The sequence below is a fragment of the Mycolicibacterium baixiangningiae genome, from assembly GCF_016313185.1.
GTDB lineage: Bacteria > Actinomycetota > Actinomycetes > Mycobacteriales > Mycobacteriaceae > Mycobacterium > Mycobacterium baixiangningiae.
The window spans coordinates 1,024,632-1,045,048 of record NZ_CP066218.1 but is presented as its reverse complement, the minus strand read 5'-3'; the positions used below and the strand labels follow the sequence as shown (position 1 = coordinate 1,045,048).

At 64.3% G+C, this 20,417-nt stretch carries 25 protein-coding genes; 15 read left to right on the top strand and 10 right to left on the bottom strand.

Translation table 11 applies throughout. From position 1 onward, the window contains the following. Window positions 1-15 precede the first annotated feature (15 nt). On the bottom strand, window positions 16-1,446 hold the full coding sequence (locus tag I7X18_RS04910; RefSeq protein ID WP_193044290.1) for a DUF3375 domain-containing protein: 1,431 nt from the start codon (window positions 1,444-1,446) through the stop codon (window positions 16-18). 183 nt (window positions 1,447-1,629) lie between these two features. Next, a complete protein-coding gene (locus I7X18_RS04905; RefSeq protein WP_193044978.1) occupies window positions 1,630-2,574 on the bottom strand; it encodes a mechanosensitive ion channel family protein in 945 nt (314 codons plus the stop codon). Window positions 2,575-2,736: 162 nt separating this feature from the next. Between I7X18_RS04905 and I7X18_RS04900 the strand changes: the two genes are divergently transcribed. The 9 genes from I7X18_RS04900 (at window position 2,737) to I7X18_RS04860 (ending at window position 7,800) form a co-directional block, all read left to right on the top strand. Further along, on the top strand, window positions 2,737-3,045 hold the full coding sequence (locus I7X18_RS04900) for a WXG100 family type VII secretion target (RefSeq protein WP_193044291.1): 309 nt from the start codon (window positions 2,737-2,739) through the stop codon (window positions 3,043-3,045). Continuing rightward, the gene (locus tag I7X18_RS04895; protein ID WP_193044292.1) at window positions 3,045-3,329 is read left to right on the top strand and encodes a WXG100 family type VII secretion target; all 285 of its coding nucleotides are present in this window, start codon (window positions 3,045-3,047) and stop codon (window positions 3,327-3,329) included. Before I7X18_RS04900 ends, I7X18_RS04895 begins: the two co-directional genes overlap by 1 nt. Next, complete coding sequence (locus I7X18_RS29500; RefSeq protein WP_226862911.1) at window positions 3,326-3,535, top strand: hypothetical protein; 210 nt, start codon at window positions 3,326-3,328, stop codon at window positions 3,533-3,535. Before I7X18_RS04895 ends, I7X18_RS29500 begins: the two co-directional genes overlap by 4 nt. Continuing rightward, window positions 3,532-4,602: a WXG100-like domain-containing protein gene (locus tag I7X18_RS29495; protein WP_226862913.1), complete on the top strand. Its 1,071-nt coding sequence runs from the start codon at window positions 3,532-3,534 to the stop codon at window positions 4,600-4,602. The genes I7X18_RS29500 and I7X18_RS29495 overlap by 4 nt, the downstream gene beginning before the upstream one ends. 3 nt (window positions 4,603-4,605) lie before the next feature. After that, complete coding sequence (locus tag I7X18_RS04880) at window positions 4,606-4,983, top strand: hypothetical protein (protein ID WP_193044293.1); 378 nt, start codon at window positions 4,606-4,608, stop codon at window positions 4,981-4,983. Window positions 4,984-5,806: 823 nt separating this feature from the next. Next, window positions 5,807-6,520 (top strand): DUF6188 family protein, encoded by a 714-nt coding sequence (locus I7X18_RS04875; RefSeq protein WP_193044294.1) that lies wholly within the window; start codon window positions 5,807-5,809, stop codon window positions 6,518-6,520. A gap of 76 nt (window positions 6,521-6,596) precedes the next feature. Next, complete coding sequence (locus tag I7X18_RS04870; RefSeq protein WP_226862914.1) at window positions 6,597-6,911, top strand: hypothetical protein; 315 nt, start codon at window positions 6,597-6,599, stop codon at window positions 6,909-6,911. A gap of 270 nt (window positions 6,912-7,181) precedes the next feature. Continuing rightward, complete coding sequence (locus I7X18_RS29490) at window positions 7,182-7,319, top strand: glycohydrolase toxin TNT-related protein (RefSeq protein ID WP_232375482.1); 138 nt, start codon at window positions 7,182-7,184, stop codon at window positions 7,317-7,319. Between the two features lies 1 nt (window position 7,320). After that, complete coding sequence (locus I7X18_RS04860; protein ID WP_193044295.1) at window positions 7,321-7,800, top strand: hypothetical protein; 480 nt, start codon at window positions 7,321-7,323, stop codon at window positions 7,798-7,800. A 294-nt stretch (window positions 7,801-8,094) separates the two neighbouring features. On the opposite strand, the gene I7X18_RS04855 is transcribed toward I7X18_RS04860, so the two are convergent. Further along, window positions 8,095-8,400 (bottom strand): hypothetical protein, encoded by a 306-nt coding sequence (locus I7X18_RS04855; RefSeq protein WP_193044296.1) that lies wholly within the window; start codon window positions 8,398-8,400, stop codon window positions 8,095-8,097. Further along, window positions 8,394-8,717: a hypothetical protein gene (locus I7X18_RS04850; protein ID WP_193044297.1), complete on the bottom strand. Its 324-nt coding sequence runs from the start codon at window positions 8,715-8,717 to the stop codon at window positions 8,394-8,396. The genes I7X18_RS04855 and I7X18_RS04850 overlap by 7 nt, the downstream gene beginning before the upstream one ends. A 202-nt stretch (window positions 8,718-8,919) precedes the next feature. Here I7X18_RS04850 and I7X18_RS04845 point away from each other — a divergent pair, with 202 nt between their 5' ends. Further along, on the top strand, window positions 8,920-10,218 hold the full coding sequence (locus I7X18_RS04845) for a hypothetical protein (protein ID WP_193044298.1): 1,299 nt from the start codon (window positions 8,920-8,922) through the stop codon (window positions 10,216-10,218). Here the strand turns inward: I7X18_RS04845 and I7X18_RS04840 are convergent. Beyond that, a complete protein-coding gene (locus tag I7X18_RS04840) occupies window positions 10,200-10,613 on the bottom strand; it encodes a hypothetical protein (RefSeq protein WP_193044299.1) in 414 nt (137 codons plus the stop codon). The genes I7X18_RS04845 and I7X18_RS04840 overlap by 19 nt on opposite strands. A gap of 5 nt (window positions 10,614-10,618) precedes the next feature. Here I7X18_RS04840 and I7X18_RS04835 point away from each other — a divergent pair, with 5 nt between their 5' ends. Further along, window positions 10,619-10,792, top strand: a complete 174-nt coding sequence (locus I7X18_RS04835) for a hypothetical protein (protein ID WP_193044300.1) — start codon at window positions 10,619-10,621, stop codon at window positions 10,790-10,792. A 344-nt stretch (window positions 10,793-11,136) separates the two neighbouring features. Here the strand turns inward: I7X18_RS04835 and I7X18_RS04830 are convergent, their stop codons facing one another. Next, complete coding sequence (locus tag I7X18_RS04830; protein ID WP_193044301.1) at window positions 11,137-11,373, bottom strand: hypothetical protein; 237 nt, start codon at window positions 11,371-11,373, stop codon at window positions 11,137-11,139. Here I7X18_RS04830 and I7X18_RS04825 point away from each other — a divergent pair. The 3 genes from I7X18_RS04825 (at window position 11,372) to I7X18_RS29485 (ending at window position 12,239) form a co-directional block, all read left to right on the top strand. After that, window positions 11,372-11,677 (top strand): hypothetical protein, encoded by a 306-nt coding sequence (locus tag I7X18_RS04825; RefSeq protein ID WP_193044302.1) that lies wholly within the window; start codon window positions 11,372-11,374, stop codon window positions 11,675-11,677. The genes I7X18_RS04830 and I7X18_RS04825 overlap by 2 nt on opposite strands. Continuing rightward, complete coding sequence (locus tag I7X18_RS04820; RefSeq protein ID WP_193044303.1) at window positions 11,670-11,930, top strand: hypothetical protein; 261 nt, start codon at window positions 11,670-11,672, stop codon at window positions 11,928-11,930. Before I7X18_RS04825 ends, I7X18_RS04820 begins: the two co-directional genes overlap by 8 nt. Window positions 11,931-12,005: 75 nt before the next feature. Then, on the top strand, window positions 12,006-12,239 hold the full coding sequence (locus I7X18_RS29485; protein WP_226862916.1) for a hypothetical protein: 234 nt from the start codon (window positions 12,006-12,008) through the stop codon (window positions 12,237-12,239). 275 nt (window positions 12,240-12,514) lie between these two features. On the opposite strand, the gene I7X18_RS04810 is transcribed toward I7X18_RS29485, so the two are convergent. From I7X18_RS04810 to I7X18_RS04795, 4 genes are read right to left on the bottom strand one after another with little or no spacing between them, the layout of a single operon-like run. Beyond that, window positions 12,515-13,996, bottom strand: coding sequence for an NAD-dependent succinate-semialdehyde dehydrogenase (locus I7X18_RS04810; RefSeq protein WP_193044304.1), 1,482 nt, complete (start codon window positions 13,994-13,996; stop codon window positions 12,515-12,517). Then, window positions 13,993-16,911 carry an FAD-binding and (Fe-S)-binding domain-containing protein gene (locus I7X18_RS04805; protein ID WP_193044305.1) on the bottom strand — a complete coding sequence of 973 codons (2,919 nt, stop codon included), beginning with the start codon at window positions 16,909-16,911 and terminating at the stop codon, window positions 13,993-13,995. Before I7X18_RS04805 ends, I7X18_RS04810 begins: the two co-directional genes overlap by 4 nt. Continuing rightward, window positions 16,908-18,227, bottom strand: a complete 1,320-nt coding sequence (locus tag I7X18_RS04800) for an aspartate aminotransferase family protein (RefSeq protein ID WP_193044306.1) — start codon at window positions 18,225-18,227, stop codon at window positions 16,908-16,910. Before I7X18_RS04800 ends, I7X18_RS04805 begins: the two co-directional genes overlap by 4 nt. Before the next feature lie 38 nt (window positions 18,228-18,265). Beyond that, the gene (locus tag I7X18_RS04795; protein ID WP_193044307.1) at window positions 18,266-19,411 is read right to left on the bottom strand and encodes a phosphotransferase; all 1,146 of its coding nucleotides are present in this window, start codon (window positions 19,409-19,411) and stop codon (window positions 18,266-18,268) included. A 176-nt stretch (window positions 19,412-19,587) separates the two neighbouring features. Between I7X18_RS04795 and I7X18_RS04790 the strand changes: the two genes are divergently transcribed. Further along, a complete protein-coding gene (locus I7X18_RS04790; protein WP_193044308.1) occupies window positions 19,588-20,265 on the top strand; it encodes a GntR family transcriptional regulator in 678 nt (225 codons plus the stop codon). Window positions 20,266-20,417 lie beyond the last annotated feature (152 nt).

The window sequence follows — 20,417 nt, the reverse complement described above, 5'->3', positions numbered from 1 at the left end:
TCTTCGCGCGAGCGCTCATCGACGGCGCACCGTCACCTTCGGCATCCTCGCCCGCTTGGTGATGTCCGGGTCAACGGGGTCGGAGTACTCCAAGACCGTCTCGTCCGTGTCGTCCACGTCGATCGTCAACTCCTCGTCGTTGAGCGCGAGGTAGCCGACGATCTCGGCGGCCCCCTGCTCGATCGGATGCAGCGCGACGACATCCGACAGGAGCGCCGACGAATTCTCGGGCATAACGGAGCGGATGATCTCGGCCAGACGTACCTGGTCGACATAGGTCTGGGTGAACAGCAGGTCCGCATCGACGGTTTCGGTGGCTTGGGCGACGTGGCTCTCGACCTCGACGGCTACCGGCGCTTGGTACAACGGCCGCTCGAACGGCAGCACCATCTCAATACCAGGCTCGTCGACCTCCAGCCCGAAAGTGGGTGGCTGGTCCCGCACCTCGAGTGCGACGGCCTCCACCGCGCGCACCAGGTCGAGGACACGGCGGTTCTCCAGCCACACCTGGTCGTCGAGGAAGCGGCGCAGCTGTTCGGAGATCTGCCGCACGGTGCGCTGCGCGCGGTCGGCGGCCTCCGACCAATCGTGGTGGACTCCGCGGATCCGTTGGTCTACGTCGATGGTGTCGAGGGACGCCACCCTGGCGAGCAGATCCGCCAGCTCGTTCTGGCGCTGCTCGGAGAGCAGGAAATCGTAGAACGACTGGAAGCTGCGTCCCTGGTCAGAGCCGGCGATCTCCGAGCGGCTGCCAACCAGTTCGGCAAGCAGCTCGCCCTTCGAGCCGTCCCATGCGGCGATCTTCTCCCGCGCCGAGCGGTCCAATACCCGGAAGTTCTCTTCGACTTCGCGAAAGTCCGACAGCAGCTCCCGCGCGGTCGTCGACAACTGTTGATAGCGGTCCCGCACCCCGGTCGCGTCCAGCATGGCCACGTCACCTGCCTCGACGGCGGCGATCTCGGCGTCAATCTCGGCGCGGCGGCGATGCAGTTCGGCCAGCCGAGCCTCAGGGTGAACTTCCGTTCCGTGCACGATCTGGCGCAGCAGTTCGACGACGGTGTGCAGGCGGGACTCGGTCCCGACGAAAGATCGGCCCTGCAGGCTGACCACCCAGGAGTAGGCCTTCTCGAACGCGGGCGTCACTTCGTAGTGGACTTCGTCGTCACCGGGAGGGTAGAACCGCCGCAGGTACCCGGCCTCAGTGACCGCCCAGTCCTCTAGGTAGGCGCGCGGATCCTTGGGGAACCGTGCCTCGGCGTTCTCGGCGTTGAGCGCGTACAGGTGGTCGTCCAATGCGTCTGCCACCTGGCTCGCCGCGCAGGCCCCGCGGTTGGCCTCGACGAAGAAGTCCCCAAGAAAGGACAGAATCAACACCGCGTTGCCCGCGCGGAGTAGCCGCCATGCGGGATGCCGATCGCGCACGGCGGTGATTGCCGCGGAGTCCATGGGCCGAGGGTAGGCAATACCTCCGACAAGCGCGGGATAGCGCGCCGCTCGACGCGGTTTAGCCGTGAGTTCCCGTCCCAGCCGGCATCGGGTTTCCGCGAATGCCGCCAGTGCGGCAGCTGCCGATGAGCCTCATCATGCTCATTGCGGTCGGTGCGGTGAAGCGCCTGGGGAGTGACCGACTCACTCGTCGGGGACCGCGTATACGCGAGGCGTCCGGATCGGCAGCTCGATCCCGTTCTCGTCGAAGGCGCGAAGGATGTCGCGACGCAGTCGCCGCTGCACCGACCACTGCGCATTGGGGCGAGTCTTGATCGTCATTCGTAATGTCAGGAGGTCGGGCGACACGTCCTGAACCCCGAGCATCTCGGGACTACCGAGCACCTTGGCGGCCAACTCGGGATCCTCCAGCGCTTCCTCGGCGGCTTGGACGGCCACCGTTTCGGCCTGGTCGACGTTGGCGGTCAAGGCGACCGGCAACTCAACGCGAGCCACCGCGTAGTCCTGGCTCATATTGCCGACACGCGCGATCTCACCGTTGCGGACGTACCAGAGGGTGCCGTCGATATCGCGCACGGTGGTGACCCGGAGACCGACGCTTTCCACCTCACCGACCGCTTCGCCGAGGTCGACGTTGTCCCCTACCCCGTATTGATCTTCCAAGAGCATGAATACGCCCGTGACGAAATCGCGCACCAGGTTCTGTGCGCCGAAACCGATCGCCAAGCCGACGATGCCGGCAGAGGCGATGAAGGGAGCGATGTTGACCCCGACCACGTTGAGGATGCTCAGTATGAGCCAGATCAACATCACGATCGACACCGTCGATTTGAGCACCGACCCGATGGTCTGCGCGCGCTGCCTTCGCCGTTCGGCGGCTTTGATTCCCGCCACCGACAACGGCGCCTTGTCCCGCAGGTGCCGCAGGAGCGGGGGCTTGTTGACAGATGCCTGGTCAGAGGTGTTGCGGGTCTTGCGGCTGCGGTTGGCTGCGCGGTCGATCATGCGGTGCAGGACGTAGCGGGCGATCAGGGCGACGGCGATGTACGCGGCGATCCGGACAGGGACTTCGATGAGCCAGTGCTTGTTGGTGTCGGTCCATTCGAAGGCGAGGGTGTGCACATCCATGGTCTGGAGCAGTACCCGCGATTGATGCTGCGACACAGTGCGGCGGCGGTCGAAATAGTGCACGAAACCCACACCTCGAATCCCGGGCGCGCAATTCGTGCAGGCCGACTACTCGGCGGGCCCATAGGCTGTTAGCTGACTGCGTATTCGCCGGGGGAAGCCATGGACAACTTGGAAGTAGATGCTGACGAGACGTTCAACATCTCGCACGCCATCAGCAATGACGCCGAAGAGCTTCGCGAAGAGCTAGCGAGCCTGCAGCAAGAGTGGGACACCTTGTCACGCGGATGGACAGGCGCCGCAGCGTCGGCGTACTCGTCCATCTGGGACGAGTGGCGCGAGGGCGCCACCACCCTGGTGGACTCGCTCGCCGAATCCTCGCGCAACCTTGGCCACGCCGCCGCTCGCTACGCCAAGCAGGACACGGCATCCGCGACCACGTTGGATTCGACGATGGATCTGGGACTTTGATGCGCTACCGGGTCGAACTGGATGAACTGCTGGCATTCGTAGACAGGCTCCAATCATTCGAACGGCGGGCGGAAGCAATCGCCGCTCGAGTCGACCGCCAAGTCGCCGACCTGCACACCACCTGGTCCGGAGAAGCGGCTACGGCACATCGGGCCCAGCACGACGAATGGGTCTCCGGCGCAACACAGATGCGGGAAGCGCTCGCCGAACTGCGACAGGCCGCAGACCACGCCCACCGCAACTACACCGAAGCCGCGCAGCTCAATCGGGACATGCTGACGTGACGCAGGACGTCGATCCGGAGACTTACTACGCGGTCGGCAAGGGACTATTCGACAAAGCCGGCAAGCTGTACGACGCGTTCGCCGTGAACGTGAACATCCTTGGTGAAACCGGTTCCATGGCCGGGTCCGACGATGCCGGGACCGCCTGGGCTACTCCTATGACGAGCGCGCAAGCGAGGTGCTCGGAGCTGCCAACGATCTGGTGAAGGCGCTGGAAAACTACGGCGGCGTCATCATCCAGGCGGGCTACAATCACGCGGTCGCGGAACATAATTCGACGCCTGGCAATCACGCACCGATGCCGTCGAAGCCCGCCGATCCTGCAACCGTCGACGGCACGCTCGCTGCGACTCCATCTGCGGGCGGGCCAGGCGAAGGACTCCTGGACGACTCCATTGGGTTGGTCTCACAGGTAGGCGTACCGGTTCCGGACGGAGACACCGATAAGGTCGCCAACGCGGCCGATGCGTGGGATCGCCTGGCGACGGTGTACCAAACCAAGACGATCGTCGAAGGCCTGGACGTCGACGCCCGCACCTTCGGCGACACGCATTCACCTGAAGTCGAATACATCGTGCGTGACCTCGGGGAGCTGCGCGACGCCGCGTCAGCGGTCCTCAACGGATGTGCTGAACTGTCCGAGTCGTGTCGCGAGTACAAGTCAGCGCTCGAGGATCTACGGACTCAACTCGAAGACATCCTCGAAGAACTGGCGAAGGAACTGGCCGTCACCGCGGCCATCGCGGTTGCCGCGTCATTCGTCTCCTTCGGCGTCGGAGCGGTCGCAGGTACGGCCAAGGCGGCACATTCGATCGCCAAGTACGCGCGGATGATCACCGGAGCGATTGGCTCGTGGAAGCTCTCGAAGAACATCAGCAAGGGTGTCAAAACGGTTCACGACATCGCGGGAGTACGGCAGAAGCTGCAGCGGATCAAGAATCTCGGACGCAAGGAGAAGCCAGAAGGAAAGCCTCCGGCAGTCCGGAACCTGGGTGACCTGTTCAGGGGTCGGACACCGAAAGCAAGCGAATTGGAGGACTATGCGACTTCACAAGGTTGGGCTAAGACCCAGTCGCCCGGTGGACCGCCGAAGTACGTCGATGAGAACGGTATTGTGCGAATGACGATCAAGGAGGGAAGTCCACGCACTCCCGGTAGCGAAGCACCTCACGTTGAGCTTCGGGACGCGACAGGTCAGCGAATAGATCCGAACGGAAACCCCGTGACGAGGCGAAGCGAAGGCAACCACACTCCGATCGAGTGGGATTGGTGAATCGTGATTGACTACGACCAGTTTCCCGGCTTGACCGGCGTCTACCTCGAGGACAGCTACGTCCTCGGAATCGCGGAGGCGCCCGGACAGCTCACCTTCAAGCTGGATGCAGTGTTGACTCCCGAAAGCCCCGCGTACCAACCTCCGCAACCCGGTGAGCAATATTGCTACGCCTCAGGAAGCCTGGCGTTTACAGGCGCTTCTCGCATCGATTGGGAACGGCGCACCACCGCTCGCTACACCGATGCTGACGGCGAAGAGGACCTTGGAAACATCGACATCCTCGCGGTCGACGGCGACGCACTCCTGGTCGAGGGCGACTGGGGCAGAGTTCGGATTGTCGGGGCGCAGCCACATTTCGAAATCACCGCAGTCGTGTGATGGATACAGCCCGCACCCCGGGGTGAGGGGTTAAGCGGTCCCGCGTGTGCCCAAACAAGCGCTGTCCAAGCCGGGGCTCAATGACACCGCTGACGTATATCGCGCGGCTTCCGCCGTACAGCAGCCTCGACGGGCAGAAGGGCCACGTACCGAATCAGGGTACGTTCGAAACAGTTGTCAACGTGACAGGCGAAAACGTGACGGTGAGGGGTTTCGTGGACAACGGCGTAGTCAAAATCAGTACGGCGTTCATCACATGACAACGCCGTCAGGGTGGCGCCCTATCGCGCCGGAAGAGGCCGATGTCATCCGTACGATCATTTCGAGTGCGGGCGACAGTCGAGGTAATTCACTTCTAGATGGCCTTCCTGGCACGCTCGTACGCAATTCCACGACTTGGATTCTGGACGTCAGACCATCGAATGCGGCCCAGACCTGCCCCCTGCCCGACGGGCCCTTCCCTGCAAGGGCTTTCGTGCCCAACCAAGCTTCCTATCGAGGCGAGGTGATCATCTGGCTGACCGGTGGGCATCTGTCCGGCTTGGAGTACGCGTGGGTAACCGACGATCCGCCCACGAGGTGGCCGCACCCAGATGAGATGGAAGTAGTGCCGAAAGGTGTTGTCGCACAGTGAGCGACCACCATTTCTGTTCGCGCGGTCGACTTTTCGACAGAGTAATGGCCGACGTCAAGGTCGGTCGATAGACCGACCTACCCCGACGTTATCGCCGATGCCTACGTCAGTGAAGTAGGTCTCAAAACAGAACCGGAGGATCTCGATGACGAGCAACTCCTCGCATGTGCTCGACGCGCGCCGCAGGCCTTGAAGGACATCGGTTATGAGGGGCGGCCACGTGGAGGAATTCTTGTGACGGCACTAGGGCTGAACGGCAGGACGCTGCAGTCTGTCTCGGCTGACTACACCGTGCAACTCCAGATGACGGACGGCTACTTCGTCACCGTCGGATCGACGTTCTCGCTGCGCTCCGCGGGGCGCACCGTCACCCTCGATTCTGAAACCGATGCCGTGCGAGCCCTCGATCTCATGCGCCCGTTGGTCGGAAAACGCGTGGACACGGCCGTCGCCGACTCTGCCGGCGCACTGTGCATCCGCTTCAGCGGCGACGCCGATCTGTTCGTCGATGCGGACGCCGCCTACGAGGCGTGGAGCGTCTCTGGTCCGGACGGCGCGCTTGTCGTGTGCACGCCCGGCGGCAAGTTAGCCGTGTGGAGCGAGTCCAAGAAGAAGCGTGGCGTTGAAGTTCGGAGGCCTCCGATGAACGCCTACTTTCACTTCCTCAGAACCGACCAGCGGGAAGTACTCACTGAGCTGCTCACACGACGAAACCCCGCTCTCGTCAACCGGATCCGTCAGTCCGGGTCAGTGTCGCACTCGGACGCCGAGCAGATCATGTCGGTCCTCAGCGACGAACTTCTCGATCACCTCGACGAAGAGTGGAAGCCGACGTTCCATGGCCAGATCGTCAGTGAGCTTGCGGCACAATGCAGCGCAGCGCGCCTTCGAGGTTGGCTGTGAGCTCGGACGACGCGGGACGGGCCGTCGACTACACGAAAATTCCTGCACTGCCGCGCCTCTATCTCGCGGACAGTACGTGCTGGACATCATTGAGACAGCGGCACAGTTCGTTTTCCGGCTCGATGCCGTGCTGACCCCGCAGCATCCCGCATACCTGCCTCCTCCGGCTGGCCAACGCCACTGCTACGCCCGGGGAGAGCTGACGATTCCGGATGTTGTCTGCATCGAATGGGTCACGCGTACCAACCGCCGCTACACCGACGCCGACGGTGAGAAGGACCTCGGCAACATAGACATCCTGAGACCGGAGGAAGGGGTGGTCACCGTCGAGGGCGACTGGGGACGCGTTCGCATCGCGGCGGCGCAGCCCATCTTCGAGTTGAGCGGGTAGGCGGCCGTTCGGCGCGCAGTGCGACGGAGCGCAATCAGACGAGCCCCATGGCCTGGGCGAGAGAAAGCCCGGCAAGAACACGGCCAATGTCATTGGCGCCGAAATCAACCCGATCAATATTCCTCGTCCGATCTGGCCGGCAGCGCCCGGTCCCACTCTCAGGACCGCCGCGAAAGCAGGGTTGATCAACAGGGCGGCAGCACGAAGACGGCGAGCACAGACTTCAGATACATTGACGACGATCCCACCGCGCTACCGCCCGGTTGACGCATCGAGCAATCACAAGCGGCGCCCTGGTTTGGTAAACCTGGTGGCGGAACGCGGTACCGAATAATTGCACCGCCAGGCTTAGAGCCGTCGGTAGACTCGCGACTCCAATCGGGCTACCTGACGAGAATGGGTGGATAGGGTGGCAGATTTCTCACGCCTGTCAGAAGACTGGACTAAATGGGCGAGCCGAATCGGCCTGTCGAACGTCGCGGTATCTCCGGTCGACGGTAACGCGATTGGGTTCACGTCGGATGATCATTCGTTCTATCTCAGACATGATGGTGACTGGTGGACAATCGACGTCATCGATGACCGCGGCCGGCGATACGATGGCACTGCGGCATTCTCCACCTTCGATCTAGCCGAGAAATTTCTCATCTGGCGGTGGGGCTCCACGATGCGCAATGTACTCGGCGCCCCAATCTTTGGACCTGAACTGTACAAGTTAGGCCGCAGCACGGACGTTGCCGTCCTGACCACCGAAAATGAATGGATATTCGAAATACAGTCAGAGGTCGGCAGTGCTCGCCTCCCAGAGCCTCAGGCGACGATCTTCAGTCATTTGATGTTGAAACCGGTTGATGAACTCGAGCAGATCTTCCAGGGAGGCGCCAGTTAGCATCTCTGCACATAGCATTCAGTGAGACCCGCGCTTAGCCAGCCTGCACCTTTAGCGGCTTGAGCACTGTTAGCGCCGAAGCATTTCGCGTACTAGTCACCACCACACGGACAGCGCGGTCACTGGCATGCACGTGCCATCGACCTCGGCAACGACGAGGTCCTCGGATTCAAACAGGGCGCGTTCCTCGTCGAAGGCGACTGCAGGGGTGTTGAGACCGTGTCGGCGCAGCCGATCCTCGTCTTGAGCAAGTGAAGGGCGGGAACTTCGGAATCCGGTGTGCGACGAACTCAGTCAGACCAGGCCAGCCGCCTGCGCGAGCAGGAGTCCCGGCAGGAACACGATTACCGTCAGTGGCGCCGAGATCAAACCGATCAGCATCCCGTGCCCGATCTGCCCGGCTGCCCCCGGTCGTCTCTTCAGGACCGCCGCGGCGGCGAGGTCGAGCAGCAGGAGCGGCACGACGAAGATGATGAGCACGAACCATGGCAGTACGGTCCACACAGCGATCTCGACGACCACAATGTTCGCCAGCGCAGCAAGGAAGGCGGCCGGCCCGTAGGTGGGCGTGATTGGCTGCGAAACAGCGCCGTTCACCATGCGAGGATCCAAAACCCATACATGAGGCCACCGACGAGCACAGCAGCGAAGGATCCGGCCACGCTCATCGCCAGGCCACGCGCACGCGACGACGCAGATCGGGTCAACGCACCGCATAGGACCGCGCACACGACGAAGGCGACCGCAGCGCTGAGCATGAACAGGATGACGTCATCGGCGGCGTCGAGCCACCTCCCCAGGAGCCAGGACACCACGATGATGAGCGCCAGAACCCCTTGAGTGACGAACGGCGCCGACCACGTAGCGGTCCTCCACGCTCGTGAATCCAGACCGTTGAGTCGCTCGAGTGCTGTCATGTGGTCTCCCCAGATCAGTCCAGCGCGTCCAGAGATGCAGCGTATGGGCTGCGTACTGTTTCCGTGTGCACCGATCGCGCGTCGCGGCGAGCCGAAATCTCAGCACTGATGTTTGCCGACCGCCGAGGACCGGCAACTTAACACTGGAAGCGCGACCGAGTGGCGGCGATGAAGACTTGGCGGGCGACGCGAGAGGGCGACGATGACGGACGACGAGGTCAACACACCATCGGACGGGACAGACAACCTGCCCGCGCCCTCCGAACCGGCTCCCGGTGAAGTCGTGGTGTCCGCCCAGCCGGAGGGGCTGCTGGTTGGTGGTGACCCCGAGGCCGTCGAGTCCTACCTGCAACGGCTCGCCGAGAACGCCGGTTACGCCGTCCAGGTCGTCGGGCTCGATAAGGCGTCGCTCGGCAATGCCACCGGCCTCGCCGCAAGTGCGGCATCGATCCTCGGGCAGTCAGCGAAATTCGTGCAGCTGCATCCCGACAGCGTCAAGGCGATCCACGCCGAGCGGCTGGTCCCCGGGACGCACGGATTCAACCGGATGATGACGCGCGGCCCGGACGGGAAGTTCCTCAGGCAACTGCAGTGGAAAGAAACCAACGTCAACCCGGCCAAGCTCATGTCGGCGCAGATGCTCGCCGTGCAGATCGCTCTCAAGACGGCGATCAGCGAGGTCGAGGACGCCGTCCAGCGCGTCGAGAGCAAGGTCGAGGAAGTCCTCCGCCTCGCCCAGGCCAGCCGGTCCGGGGATGTCCTCGGCGATCGCCTGTCGCTCGAACGCATGGTCAACTATCTCGAGAAGCACGGATCGTTCTCGGATACCGACTGGGATTGGATCTCGAGCATCGGGCCGGGCCTGAACCGGACGGTCGAGCAGTTGCGGCAGCACGCCCTCGCCACACTCAAGACCTTCGACCCGTCACGACCGATCCAGGACCGCGCCGAATTCGTCGTCAACGCGGTCGAGAACCAGCAGCTGGGCGAGACGCTCAGTCTGCTCGTCGTCGCCGAGGAGTCGTTGTTCCAGTGGCAGCGGCTGCGCATCGCCCGCGTGGAAGCGACCGAGCCGCAACACCTTCAGAAGGTGCTCGACGACGCGCGTGAGCTGCTCGCCCATCAGATGGCCGCCGATGGTGATCTGTACCGGCGGGCGCAGACCGTCCTCGACGCCGTCGCGAGAACCGAAGCTATCGACGGCTTCCGCCTCTGGTCCGTCCAAGGCCTGACACGAGACCTGCCGAAGCTGCGCGAGGACCTGGATCGGTTCGCGCATGCTCGCAGGGCGCAAGCCTTGGAATGGTCCGAGATCGATGCACCCACGCCGAAGGAGGCGCTGCAAGCCGCCGCCGACAAGGCCTCCGTCGCGGCGACGCAGGCACTCGGAGCCGCCACCGAGGGGTATACGGCGGTCAGTAATTTCTTCTCGAAGACGACGCGGGAAGGGTCGAAGTTGTTCGGGAAGAGGCGATCCCGCGATCAGCCGGGCGAGGAGTAGCCGGCGCTCACGGCACGCTGCCGTGCCGACACTGCACCGCCATCGGCGGCGCGTCGCCGAGCAGCGTGCCCAGCGACAACCGCATCCCCATCACGCAGGGCGACCAACGGGGGTAGCGTCAACCGGTCGCCGACTGCCTCGCGCAGCACCGGATCGAGGACCGTGCGGGCCTCATCGGTCAAACCCGCCGCATCGCCGAAGTAGGTCCGGCGAAACACCCGCGCACGTGCCGTGGGTGCGCACCACTCGTGGCGGATCAGCGAGTCCGTGTTAACGGTCGTGGAACTCAGTTGATCACGAACGTCGTTCGCGGCCTGAACCGCCGGCAGCACTGATTCGCGATCGCGAAACTCCTGCCGCAAGCGCAATATCGCCGGTCGCGCGGCTGCGGCCACAGACCGTGCAGGACAAGCGTCGGCCCATCCTGGTGACCTCACCGGACTCACACGCCGCGTTCTCCGGTTCGGCGATGCGGAAGCTGGGCGCCCAATTGAGCACCAGCCAACTGGATGCAGTGCCCTCGGATACCAGCGCAGACGGGTTGGGCATCCGGTCGAAGGCAGTCACGCTGTAGGTGACGCGGCGACGACGATCGCGACCACTGCCGCGAAAATCGACAATACGGCTATGTCGCCCTCGCCGCATGGTGCACCCCCCTAAGCAGAGAGAGCAGCACGTAACGCGCCGCATGGCAACAGCGTCTCACAGCAATGCGCCGGTGTTGCGCGATCGCCGACGAAAGGTGCTGGGCCGTACGGGCTTGGCCGGGTACGTCGCGGCGAACGACATCGACCGCTGGTCCGAACGCGTCGGCCGCCGCGAGCACCACCCTGCCGCTGCTCAAGAATCTCATGGAGCACAGCAGTTTCAGTTTGCGATCGGACACACACCCGCAAACGAACCGCCCAACGCTTACCGTCAGAGGTCTCCGAACGTATCCCGTATCAATCCGAGCAGCACTCCGGCAGCTCGGCTATCTAGCTGTATCGACTGCGAGACCTTGTTCGGAATCTGGCGCTCCGCCGTTCCGTAAGTGTCCAGTTGGAGGATGACGCCGCCACCATCAACGTTGAACATTCGCCACCCGCAGGTCACTGGACGGTGCAGCGCGTTCTTATCGGATGAGACATGTTCGAACCGATCGATTAGCGCCATGACGCACACCGTCCTCTCCACCTCGTCGCCCAACTCGCTGCACGATGCGCGCGCCCGCACGGCTGCCTTGCGTCACCGTCTTCAGATCGCGGGCCGTGATGGTGGAATCGGTGTCCGAAGAGAAGCGCTAGAAGACGCGTTTAGCAATCCCGTTCGTGACGTCGAACGCCTTGTCGACAACCAAGGCAGGGTGAGCTATCGATATACGGGCGATGATGCGACCGTAGTCGTCAACGAGCAAGGCAAAGTGATCACCGGCTGGGCGAACAACAGCGCCGGGACAGGAGGAGCAGGTGGTGGATAGCGACTTCGGCTTTCTCGGCACCGGTCAGGCCGAGATGCTCGGTGGAATCCTGGCGCGGCGGAGCCCTACTCTTCTGGAACGGATACGCCAATCGAAATCCGTGACCCGGTCCGACGCCGAAGAAATCATGTCGGTGCTCAGCGACGAATTGACCGACAACCTCGACGATGACTGGGAGCCGACCGACTATGGACGCAAGGTGAGCGCGGTCCTCGCACAGTTCAATGCTGCTCGAGTCAGCAAGTGGCCATGAAGGCGGAGCCGCAGCGCGGACGACACACCGTCACAACGGTCGGTGAAGGCGAACAAATCGTGGCCCGGGTGACTCGTGATCGACTACAGCGAGTATCCGTGCTTGGCCGGTATCTACCTCGAGGACAGCTACGTCCTCGACGTTGCGGAGACACCCGGACAGCTCACCTTCATGCTCGACGCAGCATTGACCCCCGAAAGCCCCCAATACCGCCCTCCACGGCCCCGTGAACATCATTGCTACACCCCAGGGAAACTGATCTCTTCGGGCGCATCGCGCATCGATTGGGAACGGCGTATCGCGGCTTGATACACAGATGCGGACGGTGAGAAAGACCTCGGCAACATCGACGCCCTCACGGTCGAGGGCGAGGCCCTCGTTGTAGAAGGCGATTGGGGCAGAGTTCGGATTGTCGGGGCGCAGCCGCGTTTCGAAATCACGGAGATCGTGTGATGGGTACAGTCCATACCCTGGGTAGCGGATACGGCCGGCGAGCCCAACGGTTATCACACGAGCCGTTGAAGGACCGATCTGAACGTCGTGGGCCAACGGGTACCAACGGAAGCACGGGTACGACTCCTGGGTCACCTTCCCTTACGGCGGGGCACCGAAAGGTACTTGTACTCGAGGAATTCATCGATTCCGACCTTGCCGCCTTCACGGCCGAGGCCGGACTGCTTGACGCCGCCGAAGGGTGCGGCCGGATTGGAAACCACCCCGGTGTTGACACCGACCATGCCGACTTCGAGACGCTCGCCGAGGTCGAACGCGCGGTCGATGTCCTGGGTGAACACATAGCCGACCAAACCCCAGTCCGTGTCGTTGGCGCGCGCGATCACCTCATCCTCGTCGTCGAAGGGAATGACCGGGGCCACCGGGCCGAACACCTCGGTGGTCATCAGTTCGGATTCCGGTGACACGTCAGCGAGTACGGTGGGCGGGTAGAAGTAGCCCGGACCGTCCGGTAGCCGGCCGCCGGTCAATGCGGTCGCGCCGCGCGAGAGCGCATCGTCCACGAGGCGTTGCACTTTCGCCCGGCCGGTGGCATCGATCAGCGGCCCCACCTGGGTGCCGTCGTCGAGCCCGTTGCCGACCACGAGCTTCCCCATCCGCGCCGCGAGACGTTCCGCGAAGTCCGTGGCGATGTCCCGGTGCACGTATATGCGGTTCGCCGCGGTGCACGCCTCCCCCATGTTGCGCATCTTGGCCGCCATCGCACCCTCGACAGCGGTGTCGATGTCGGCGTCCGCGCACACGATGAACGGCGCGTTGCCACCCAACTCCATCGAGGACCGCATCACCGCATCGGCGGCCTGCCGCAACAGGACCTTGCCCACCTCCGTCGAACCGGTGAAGCTGATCTTGCGCGCCTTGCCGCTGCTCATCCAGCGTTGTACGACGGTCGCCGCATCGGTGGTGCTGACCACGTTCAGCACACCGGCGGGCAGGCCGCACTCCTGCAACATCGCCGCCAGGGCCGACGACGTCAACGGGGTCTGAGGGGCCGGTTTGAGCACCATGGTGCAGCCGGCGGCCACGGCCGGGGCGATCTTGCGGGCGCCCATGGCCAAGGGGAAGTTCCAGGGTGTGACCAGGACACAGGGGCCCACGGGCCCACGCGTGACGATGATGCGGTTGGCCCCGTCGCCCGTGGTGGTGTGGTCGCCGGAGATCCGCACTGCCTCTTCGGAGAACCACCGCAAGAATTCGGCGGCATAGGCCACTTCACCCTTGGCTTCGGCCAGCGGTTTGCCCATCTCCGAGGTCATCACCGCGGCCAGCCAGTCCCGTCGATCCATCACCAGATCGTAAGCGCGGCGTAGGATCTCGCTCCTGTACCGAGGTGCGGTGTGGGCCCAGGACGCCTGGGCAGCGACCGCCGCGGCCAGCGCATCGTCCGCGTCGGCAGGTCCGGCGTCGGCGATGGAGGCCAGTATCTCACCGGTGGCCGGGTTCTCCACCTCGAAGACCTTGCCGCCGGTCGCGTCACGCCACTTCCCGTCGATGAGCAGCCCGGTCGGGATCGCGGCCGCGGTGGTCGCCGTCGGAGATGTCGTAGCAGTCATCGGTGAAAGTCCAATCGTGGAGTGGGATCGAGGATCTGGGCGAGGTGCAGGGATGCGCTGGGAGCCGGGGTGTCGGTGAGTTGCCTGGCTTGCATGTGGCAACTGAACCCGTCGGTGAGCACCACCGCAGTCGGATCAGCGCGCAGGGCCGGTGCCAGAGCCTGTTCAGCGACGGCCATGCTGACGTCGTAGTGCTGACGCTCGAAGCCGAAGTTGCCGGCCACTCCGCAACAGCCGTTCGCCTCGCGCACCTCGCTGATTCCGATCGCTTCGAGAGCCCGACGCTGCGTGCCCGCACCGAACACCGCGTATTCGTGGCAGTGGGTCTGCACGGTGACCGACTTCGGCAGCACCGTCTTCGGTCTCCAGCCGCGGCTGCGCTGTGCGCTGACCTGCTCGGCGAAACTGACGACCCGCTGCGCCACGCGGCGCGCGGCGCCGGTGTCGACGAGTTCGGGGAGATCTCTGCGCAAGGCGGCCGCACAACTGGGCTCGGTGACGACGATGGGGCGTTCGGATCCGTCGTCGAGGGCGGCAGCGCTGTGCGCCAGCCGCTTTCGCGCCTGCCGTAACTGGCCGGTGGAAATCCAGGTCAGCCCGCAGCAGATGTCGGTGCGGACCTCGGCGCAATGGCCGGCGTCCTCGACGACCCGAAGCGCGGCCCCCGCGACCTCGGGACGAAATCCCTTGGTGAAGGAGTCCACGAAGAGCACCACATCGCCGCCCGGGGTACGCAGGGATCCGAGTTCTCTGCGGAGCTGTCGCCGTGACGCGAACGCCGGCAGCGCCCGTTGCGCCGTCAGGCCGCCCAAGCGCAGGCCCGGGGCTCGCAGCGGGGTTCCCAGGACTGCGTTGACAAGGGGTGCGGCCCTTGACGTCAGGGCCAACCAGCGGGGTAGCCAGCCCAGCGAGTAGTGCGCCATCGGGCGCATTCGCCCGCGGTAGTAGTGGTCGAAGAACTCCGCTTTGTAGGTCGCCATGTCGACGCCGGTGGGGCAGTCCGAGGAACACGCCTTGCATGACAGGCACAGATCCAGGGCCTCACGTACCTCCTCGGACGCCCAGCCTTCGGAGGCGGTGCCAGACCCCCGAACCATCTCCTGTAGGACGCGGGCTCGCCCCCGGGTGGAGTCCTTCTCGTCGCCGGTTGCCCGATAACTCGGGCACATGACGCCGCCGCGGTGGGATCGGCAGCGCCCCACGCCGATACAACGCTGGACGGCCTCGGCGAAGGCGGTCGTCCCGGGATCCGTGACGTCCTGCAGTGCGAAGGTGGTGTGCCACTCCAGGGCGGGGATGTTCGCCAACGCCAGATGCGAGGTGACCGGCTCCGGATCGACGATCATGCCGGGGTTGAGGATGTTGGTCGGGTCGAAGAGGTGTTTGAACTTCGCGAAAGCCTCCATGAGGGTCGGTGAGTACATTTCGGGAAGCAGCTGCGAACGGGCCCTGCCGTCACCGTGCTCACCCGACAGCGTTCCGCCGTGTTTGACCACAAGGCGGGCCGCGGCGGTGAGGAACGCCGACATCACCGCCCGCCCGGCCGGGGTCCGCTGGTCGAAGGTGATCCGAATGTGCATGCAGCCGGCTCCGAAGTGGCCGTACATCACGCCGATCAGGTGGTACTCCTGCAGAAGCACCCGGAAGTCGGCGAGATAGTCGGCCAGATCCTCCGGGGCCACCGCGGAGTCCTCCCAACCGGGCCAGGAGGTGACACTGGTGCCGTCGGCGAGTTCCAGCCGTGACGACAGTCCCGCACCGTCTTCGCGCACACGCCACAGTTTTTTGCGTTCAGTCGGATCGCGGACCTCGCGGCATTCCAGGGCGCGTCCATTGGCCTGCAGATCGGATACGAGGTTCTCGGCATGCTGCAGCACCGTGGCTTCGTCGTCGCCGTCGAGGTCGACGTAGAGCCAGGCGTGTCCGGCTGGCAGTTCGGAGACCGAGTCGTCGCCTCGTCGCGCTCTCATCGCCGCGACGATCTGCTCGTCGATCCCTTCGACCGCCGCGGGCGAATACCGCAGAATCGTGGGGACATCGCGTGCGGCGTCCACGATGTCGTCGTAGGCCACGATGAGCAACAGCGCCGAGGACGGCACCTCGACCAACCGCATCGTGGCGCCCACCACGATCGCGCAGGACCCTTCACTGCCGACCAAAGCCCGTGCGACGTCGAACCCGTTCTCGGGCAGCAGATTGGCGAGATGGAAACCGGAAACTTGCCGAGGGATGCGTCCGAGCTCCAGCCGGAACTGTGCCATGTACACCGTCGCCAGTGCTCCCAGGCCGGCAGTGAGTTGGCTGGCCCGTTCGACCGCCGCGGTATCCGCCGGGTCGGTGGCGTGCAGTCCGGAACGGGTGGCCGTCAGGCAGGTACCGTCGGCCGTCACCAGGTCGAGAGATACCACGTGGTCGCCGGTCCGGCCGTACCGCACCGAGTGGTTGCCGCAGGCGTCATTGCCGATCGCCCCGCCGACGGTGGCACGGTTCTTACTCGACGGGTCCGGCGCGAAGGTCAACTGATGGGCCGTGCTGATCTCCGCAGCCTCGGCCAGGTCGGCGAGGACGACGCCCGGTTCGACGACAGCGGTTCGGGTATCGGCGTCGATGGACCGTATCCGGTTCATGTAGCGCGACAGGTCTAGCACGACACCGCCGCCAATGGCGTTGCCCGCCATGGACGTTCCGCCGCCTCGGGCGATGACGGGTACGCCGGCTCGGTGGCACAGGGTGACGAGTTCACTGACTTCGCCCGGATTCCGAGGGAAGGCGACGGCAATCGGTGTCACGCGGTAGTTGGAGGCGTCGTAGCTGTATTCAGCGAGGCGTCGACCGGAAGTGTCGACCTCGACAGAGCTAGCCGCCAGCAGGTCGAGGATGCGGTTGTGACGTGCTGACCGGTGATCCTCGGTCAATGAAGCTCCTCGGCGAGCACCACCTGCAGGTTTCCGAGCATGCGGTCGGCGTCACTGATGGAAAACGGCAGCGGCGGACGCACTTTGAGTACGCTGCCCCGTGGACCCGAGGCCGAGATGAGGACCCTACGCCGACGCATATGGTTGACCACCCGCAGTGTTGCTGCTCCGTCTGGAGTGTTGGACGCCCGGTCGGTGACGATGTCCACCCCCACGAACAGGCCGGCGCCACGGACCTCGGCGATCTGTTCGTAATCAGCCGCCAGCGTCGCGATCTCGGCCTGGATGTAGTTGCCGACGGTCTCGGCGTTGGCGATCAGACCTTCATCGTTGATCACGTCGAGCACTGCCTGCGCTGCCGCGATGGACACCGAGTTGCCGCCGAAGGTGTTGAAATAGCGGATGTTGCGGCCGAATTCGACGAGAAGCTCGGGGCGGAAGGCGGCGGCGGCGATGGGAATGCCGTTGCCCATCGGCTTGCCGGTGGTCACGATGTCGGGCACCAGGCCGTGCCGTTGGTAACCCCACCAGTGCCGGCCGGTGCGCCCGAACCCGGGTTGCACCTCGTCGGCGATGAACAGCCCGCCGGCGTCGTGAACTACCTCGATGATCGGCTGCAGGAATCCGGCCGGGTCGGCGTAGATGCCGTCCGAGGAGAAGATCATGTCCGCGATGAATGCCGCGACACCGAACCCGTGGCGTTGCAGATCGGCGATCGCCTCGCGGATCTCTTGGCGCATCTTCGCGATCAGGTCGTCGTTGCCACCGTGGCGCAGTCGATCCGGTGCGGCGATGGTGCGCACGTGCGGAGCCAGCGGAACGCCGACGCCAAGAGACGGCGAGAAGGACGACACGTCGGCGGTGAGCCCGTGGTAGGCGCCGGAGGTGACGATGATGCCCTGGTTGCCGGTGTAGTAGCGGGCCACCCGCATCGCGAGGTCGTTGGCCTCAGAACCGGTGCAGGTGAACATGACGTGCCCGATCTCCGCCGGCATGGTGCCCAAGAACTGTTCGCTGTAGTTCAGGATCGACTGCTGGATGTACCGGGTGTTGGTGTTGAGCGTCGACAGTTGCCGGTGAACCGCATCGACGACGTAGGGATGGCAGTGTCCCACGCTGGCGACGTTGTTGTAGACGTCCAGATAGTCGTTGCCGTCGGCGTCGAAAAGCAACGTGCCCTCACCCCGCACGATCTCCACCGGGTTCTCGTAGAAGAGGCGGTAGCCCGGTCCCAGAAGGCGTTCCCGGGCGCCGACCTGTTCGCGAGTACGCGGGGGCAGCTCGTCGATGCGGGACGTGTCGAATCCGTTCACCATGGGTTCGGACGCTTGGAGCGGGGAAGCATTGACCATTGTCAGTCCTTTCGATTCGACGACGCCGTCGCGCCGGTATCCGCGAGTAGTGCTTCGACAGTGGGAGTGACAACCGACAGCGCGCAACGCAGCCTCGCCCAGTCCAGGGCCGAATGCGACACCCCATAGTCACGGCTGTGGGGGTGAACGGTGGCCCGCCAACCAAAGATCAGGGCACGCAGGAGAAGACGAGCCGGCCCGGCGATTCCCAACAGCGCCGCGTCACGGTCCGGCAGCGGCCGAACCGCACGGTACCCGCGCACGATGTCCCGGGCGCTGTCCCACGGTCGACGCTGATCCACGCCGATCTGATTGGCCACTGCGACGGCCAACTCGAACACCAGGGGGCTCCGCACGACATCACCGAAATCGATCACACCCGTGACGAATTCGTCGGCGCTCGGGTCGACGACGACATTGAACGGACTGAAGTCGCCGTGGATCATCTGCTCTTCGAGCGTGCCCATGCGGGGCGCGACCACGGTCTCGAATCGGTCGAAGACCCACGTCGCCATGGCGACATCGTCGCGATCGGTGACCAGGTCCAACAGCGGTCGCATGTGCAGGAAGTTCTTCAGATCCCAGATGAGCAACCGGTTTTCGTCGGGGTGACGGAAGCCCGCCAAGACCAGGTCGAGTCGCGCCAACGTGGCGCCGACACTCTGGAACTGCGCACCCGTCGGGGCGACCGACGAGAGCAGATCGCCATCGAGGTAACTCATGACCCGCATGATGCGCGCGTTGCCGCGGGAATCCACGACGGTCGTTTCGACTTGGCCGTGTACCCCGCGGATCAGCCGTTGCGCGGGAATCGCCGGGCCTCGCTTCTCCAGGTGCAGCATGACCGCGGATTGGAGGTTGACGATCTGAGCACGCTCGCTTGCAGGGGCGATCTTGACGAGGAACCGCCCGAGATCGCTCGCAAGTCGGAACGTGTCGTCTTTCTCTGTCGGAATGCGGCTCAGGCGGCCGTTCAGGCCGTACTGGCGTCGGAGTTCGGTTACGACCGCGTCTTCCGGAAACCGTTCGACGGTGGGTTCCAGCGCACTCTCGCGGGCGATTCGGCCGAGCGCACCCGCGCTTGCGATCGCGGCGTCGTCCCTTCTGGTGGATGGGCCGGTTGCGTCGCCATCGAAAGCGTTCGGCATCCGGGATCCTGTTCTGTGCTGTCGGGGACCGTCGCCGCGGTGATGGTGGTTCACGCTGCGGTGAGGCGACTACGGCCATGCAGGCCAGCTGAACTGTAGAACATTAGAGCAGAAGCTGTCCAGATTCCGATGGTTGCCCAGGTCCAAGGGCTGTTTAACAGTTGTACGATGCTGGCATGTCCATGGCAGACCGTATTCAGATCGTCGGACGCAGCAGCGCGCAGCAGATCGCCGACGGCTTGATGGACATGATCCTCGAAGGCGAACTCAAACCCGGCGAGCGGATCAGGGAGAGCGTGGTCGCCGACTCACTGGGCATCTCGCGCAACACCGTCCGCGAAGCGGTTCGCCTGCTGCAGGGTACGGGTTTGGTGCGCTACACCTTCAATCGCGGCCTGGTCGTCTGGGACCCCTCCGACGAAGAGGTCCTCGACATCTACCGCGCCCGATTGTACTTGGAGACCGCCGCGGCGGCGTCCATCGGTCCCGACACCGACCTGACGCCGCTGACCGACGCGATGGCGGCCCTCAAAGAGGCCATGTCGACGGAAGATCCACGCACCATTGTGGAGAAAGACCTCGACATCCACCGTGCCATCGTCGGCCTGATGAAGAGCCCCCGGCTGGACAAGTTCTACGCCGAGTTGCTCGGCGACTTGCGCTACTTCCTGCTGATCCTGTCGCTGGACCACCACGAGTACGAGACGGACTCCGGCCTGGAAGAAGAGCACGAGCGCATCGTCGCCGCCTTCGCCTCTCGAGATCCTGATTTGGCGCGCACCACAATCGCCGACATCATCACCGAAAACCGCGACGAGGTTCGCAAGATCCTGGCGACGCGCACAGTGTCGTGATTCCGGGCCCTCGCCCGAGTGGACGACGGCGCCGGTTACGTCGACCTTCCCCTGGACCGCCCCGGGACGCGTGACGCCACCGTTCCCGCCGCTTATCTTGCGCGCACCCCAGCCCTGTGCTTAAGTTCTCCACGTCAACTGTTCAACACTAG

What these genes read in the sequence shown, in the direction of transcription:
- I7X18_RS04910 (WP_193044290.1), bottom strand. Translation starts at nt 1,446, where the DNA reads ATGGACTCCGCGGCAATCACCGCCGTGCGCGATCGGCATCCCGCATGG.
- I7X18_RS04905 (WP_193044978.1), bottom strand. Translation starts at nt 2,574, where the DNA reads ATGGATGTGCACACCCTCGCCTTCGAATGGACCGACACCAACAAGCAC.
- I7X18_RS04900 (WP_193044291.1), top strand. Translation starts at nt 2,737, where the DNA reads ATGGACAACTTGGAAGTAGATGCTGACGAGACGTTCAACATCTCGCAC.
- I7X18_RS04895 (WP_193044292.1), top strand. Translation starts at nt 3,045, where the DNA reads ATGCGCTACCGGGTCGAACTGGATGAACTGCTGGCATTCGTAGACAGG.
- I7X18_RS04855 (WP_193044296.1), bottom strand. Translation starts at nt 8,400, where the DNA reads ATGGTGAACGGCGCTGTTTCGCAGCCAATCACGCCCACCTACGGGCCG.
- I7X18_RS04850 (WP_193044297.1), bottom strand. Translation starts at nt 8,717, where the DNA reads ATGACAGCACTCGAGCGACTCAACGGTCTGGATTCACGAGCGTGGAGG.
- I7X18_RS04845 (WP_193044298.1), top strand. Translation starts at nt 8,920, where the DNA reads ATGACGGACGACGAGGTCAACACACCATCGGACGGGACAGACAACCTG.
- I7X18_RS04825 (WP_193044302.1), top strand. Translation starts at nt 11,372, where the DNA reads ATGACGCACACCGTCCTCTCCACCTCGTCGCCCAACTCGCTGCACGAT.
- I7X18_RS04830 (WP_193044301.1), bottom strand. Translation starts at nt 11,373, where the DNA reads ATGGCGCTAATCGATCGGTTCGAACATGTCTCATCCGATAAGAACGCG.
- I7X18_RS04810 (WP_193044304.1), bottom strand. Translation starts at nt 13,996, where the DNA reads ATGACTGCTACGACATCTCCGACGGCGACCACCGCGGCCGCGATCCCG.
- I7X18_RS04800 (WP_193044306.1), bottom strand. Translation starts at nt 18,227, where the DNA reads ATGGTGAACGGATTCGACACGTCCCGCATCGACGAGCTGCCCCCGCGT.
- I7X18_RS04795 (WP_193044307.1), bottom strand. Translation starts at nt 19,411, where the DNA reads ATGCCGAACGCTTTCGATGGCGACGCAACCGGCCCATCCACCAGAAGG.
- I7X18_RS04790 (WP_193044308.1), top strand. Translation starts at nt 19,588, where the DNA reads ATGTCCATGGCAGACCGTATTCAGATCGTCGGACGCAGCAGCGCGCAG.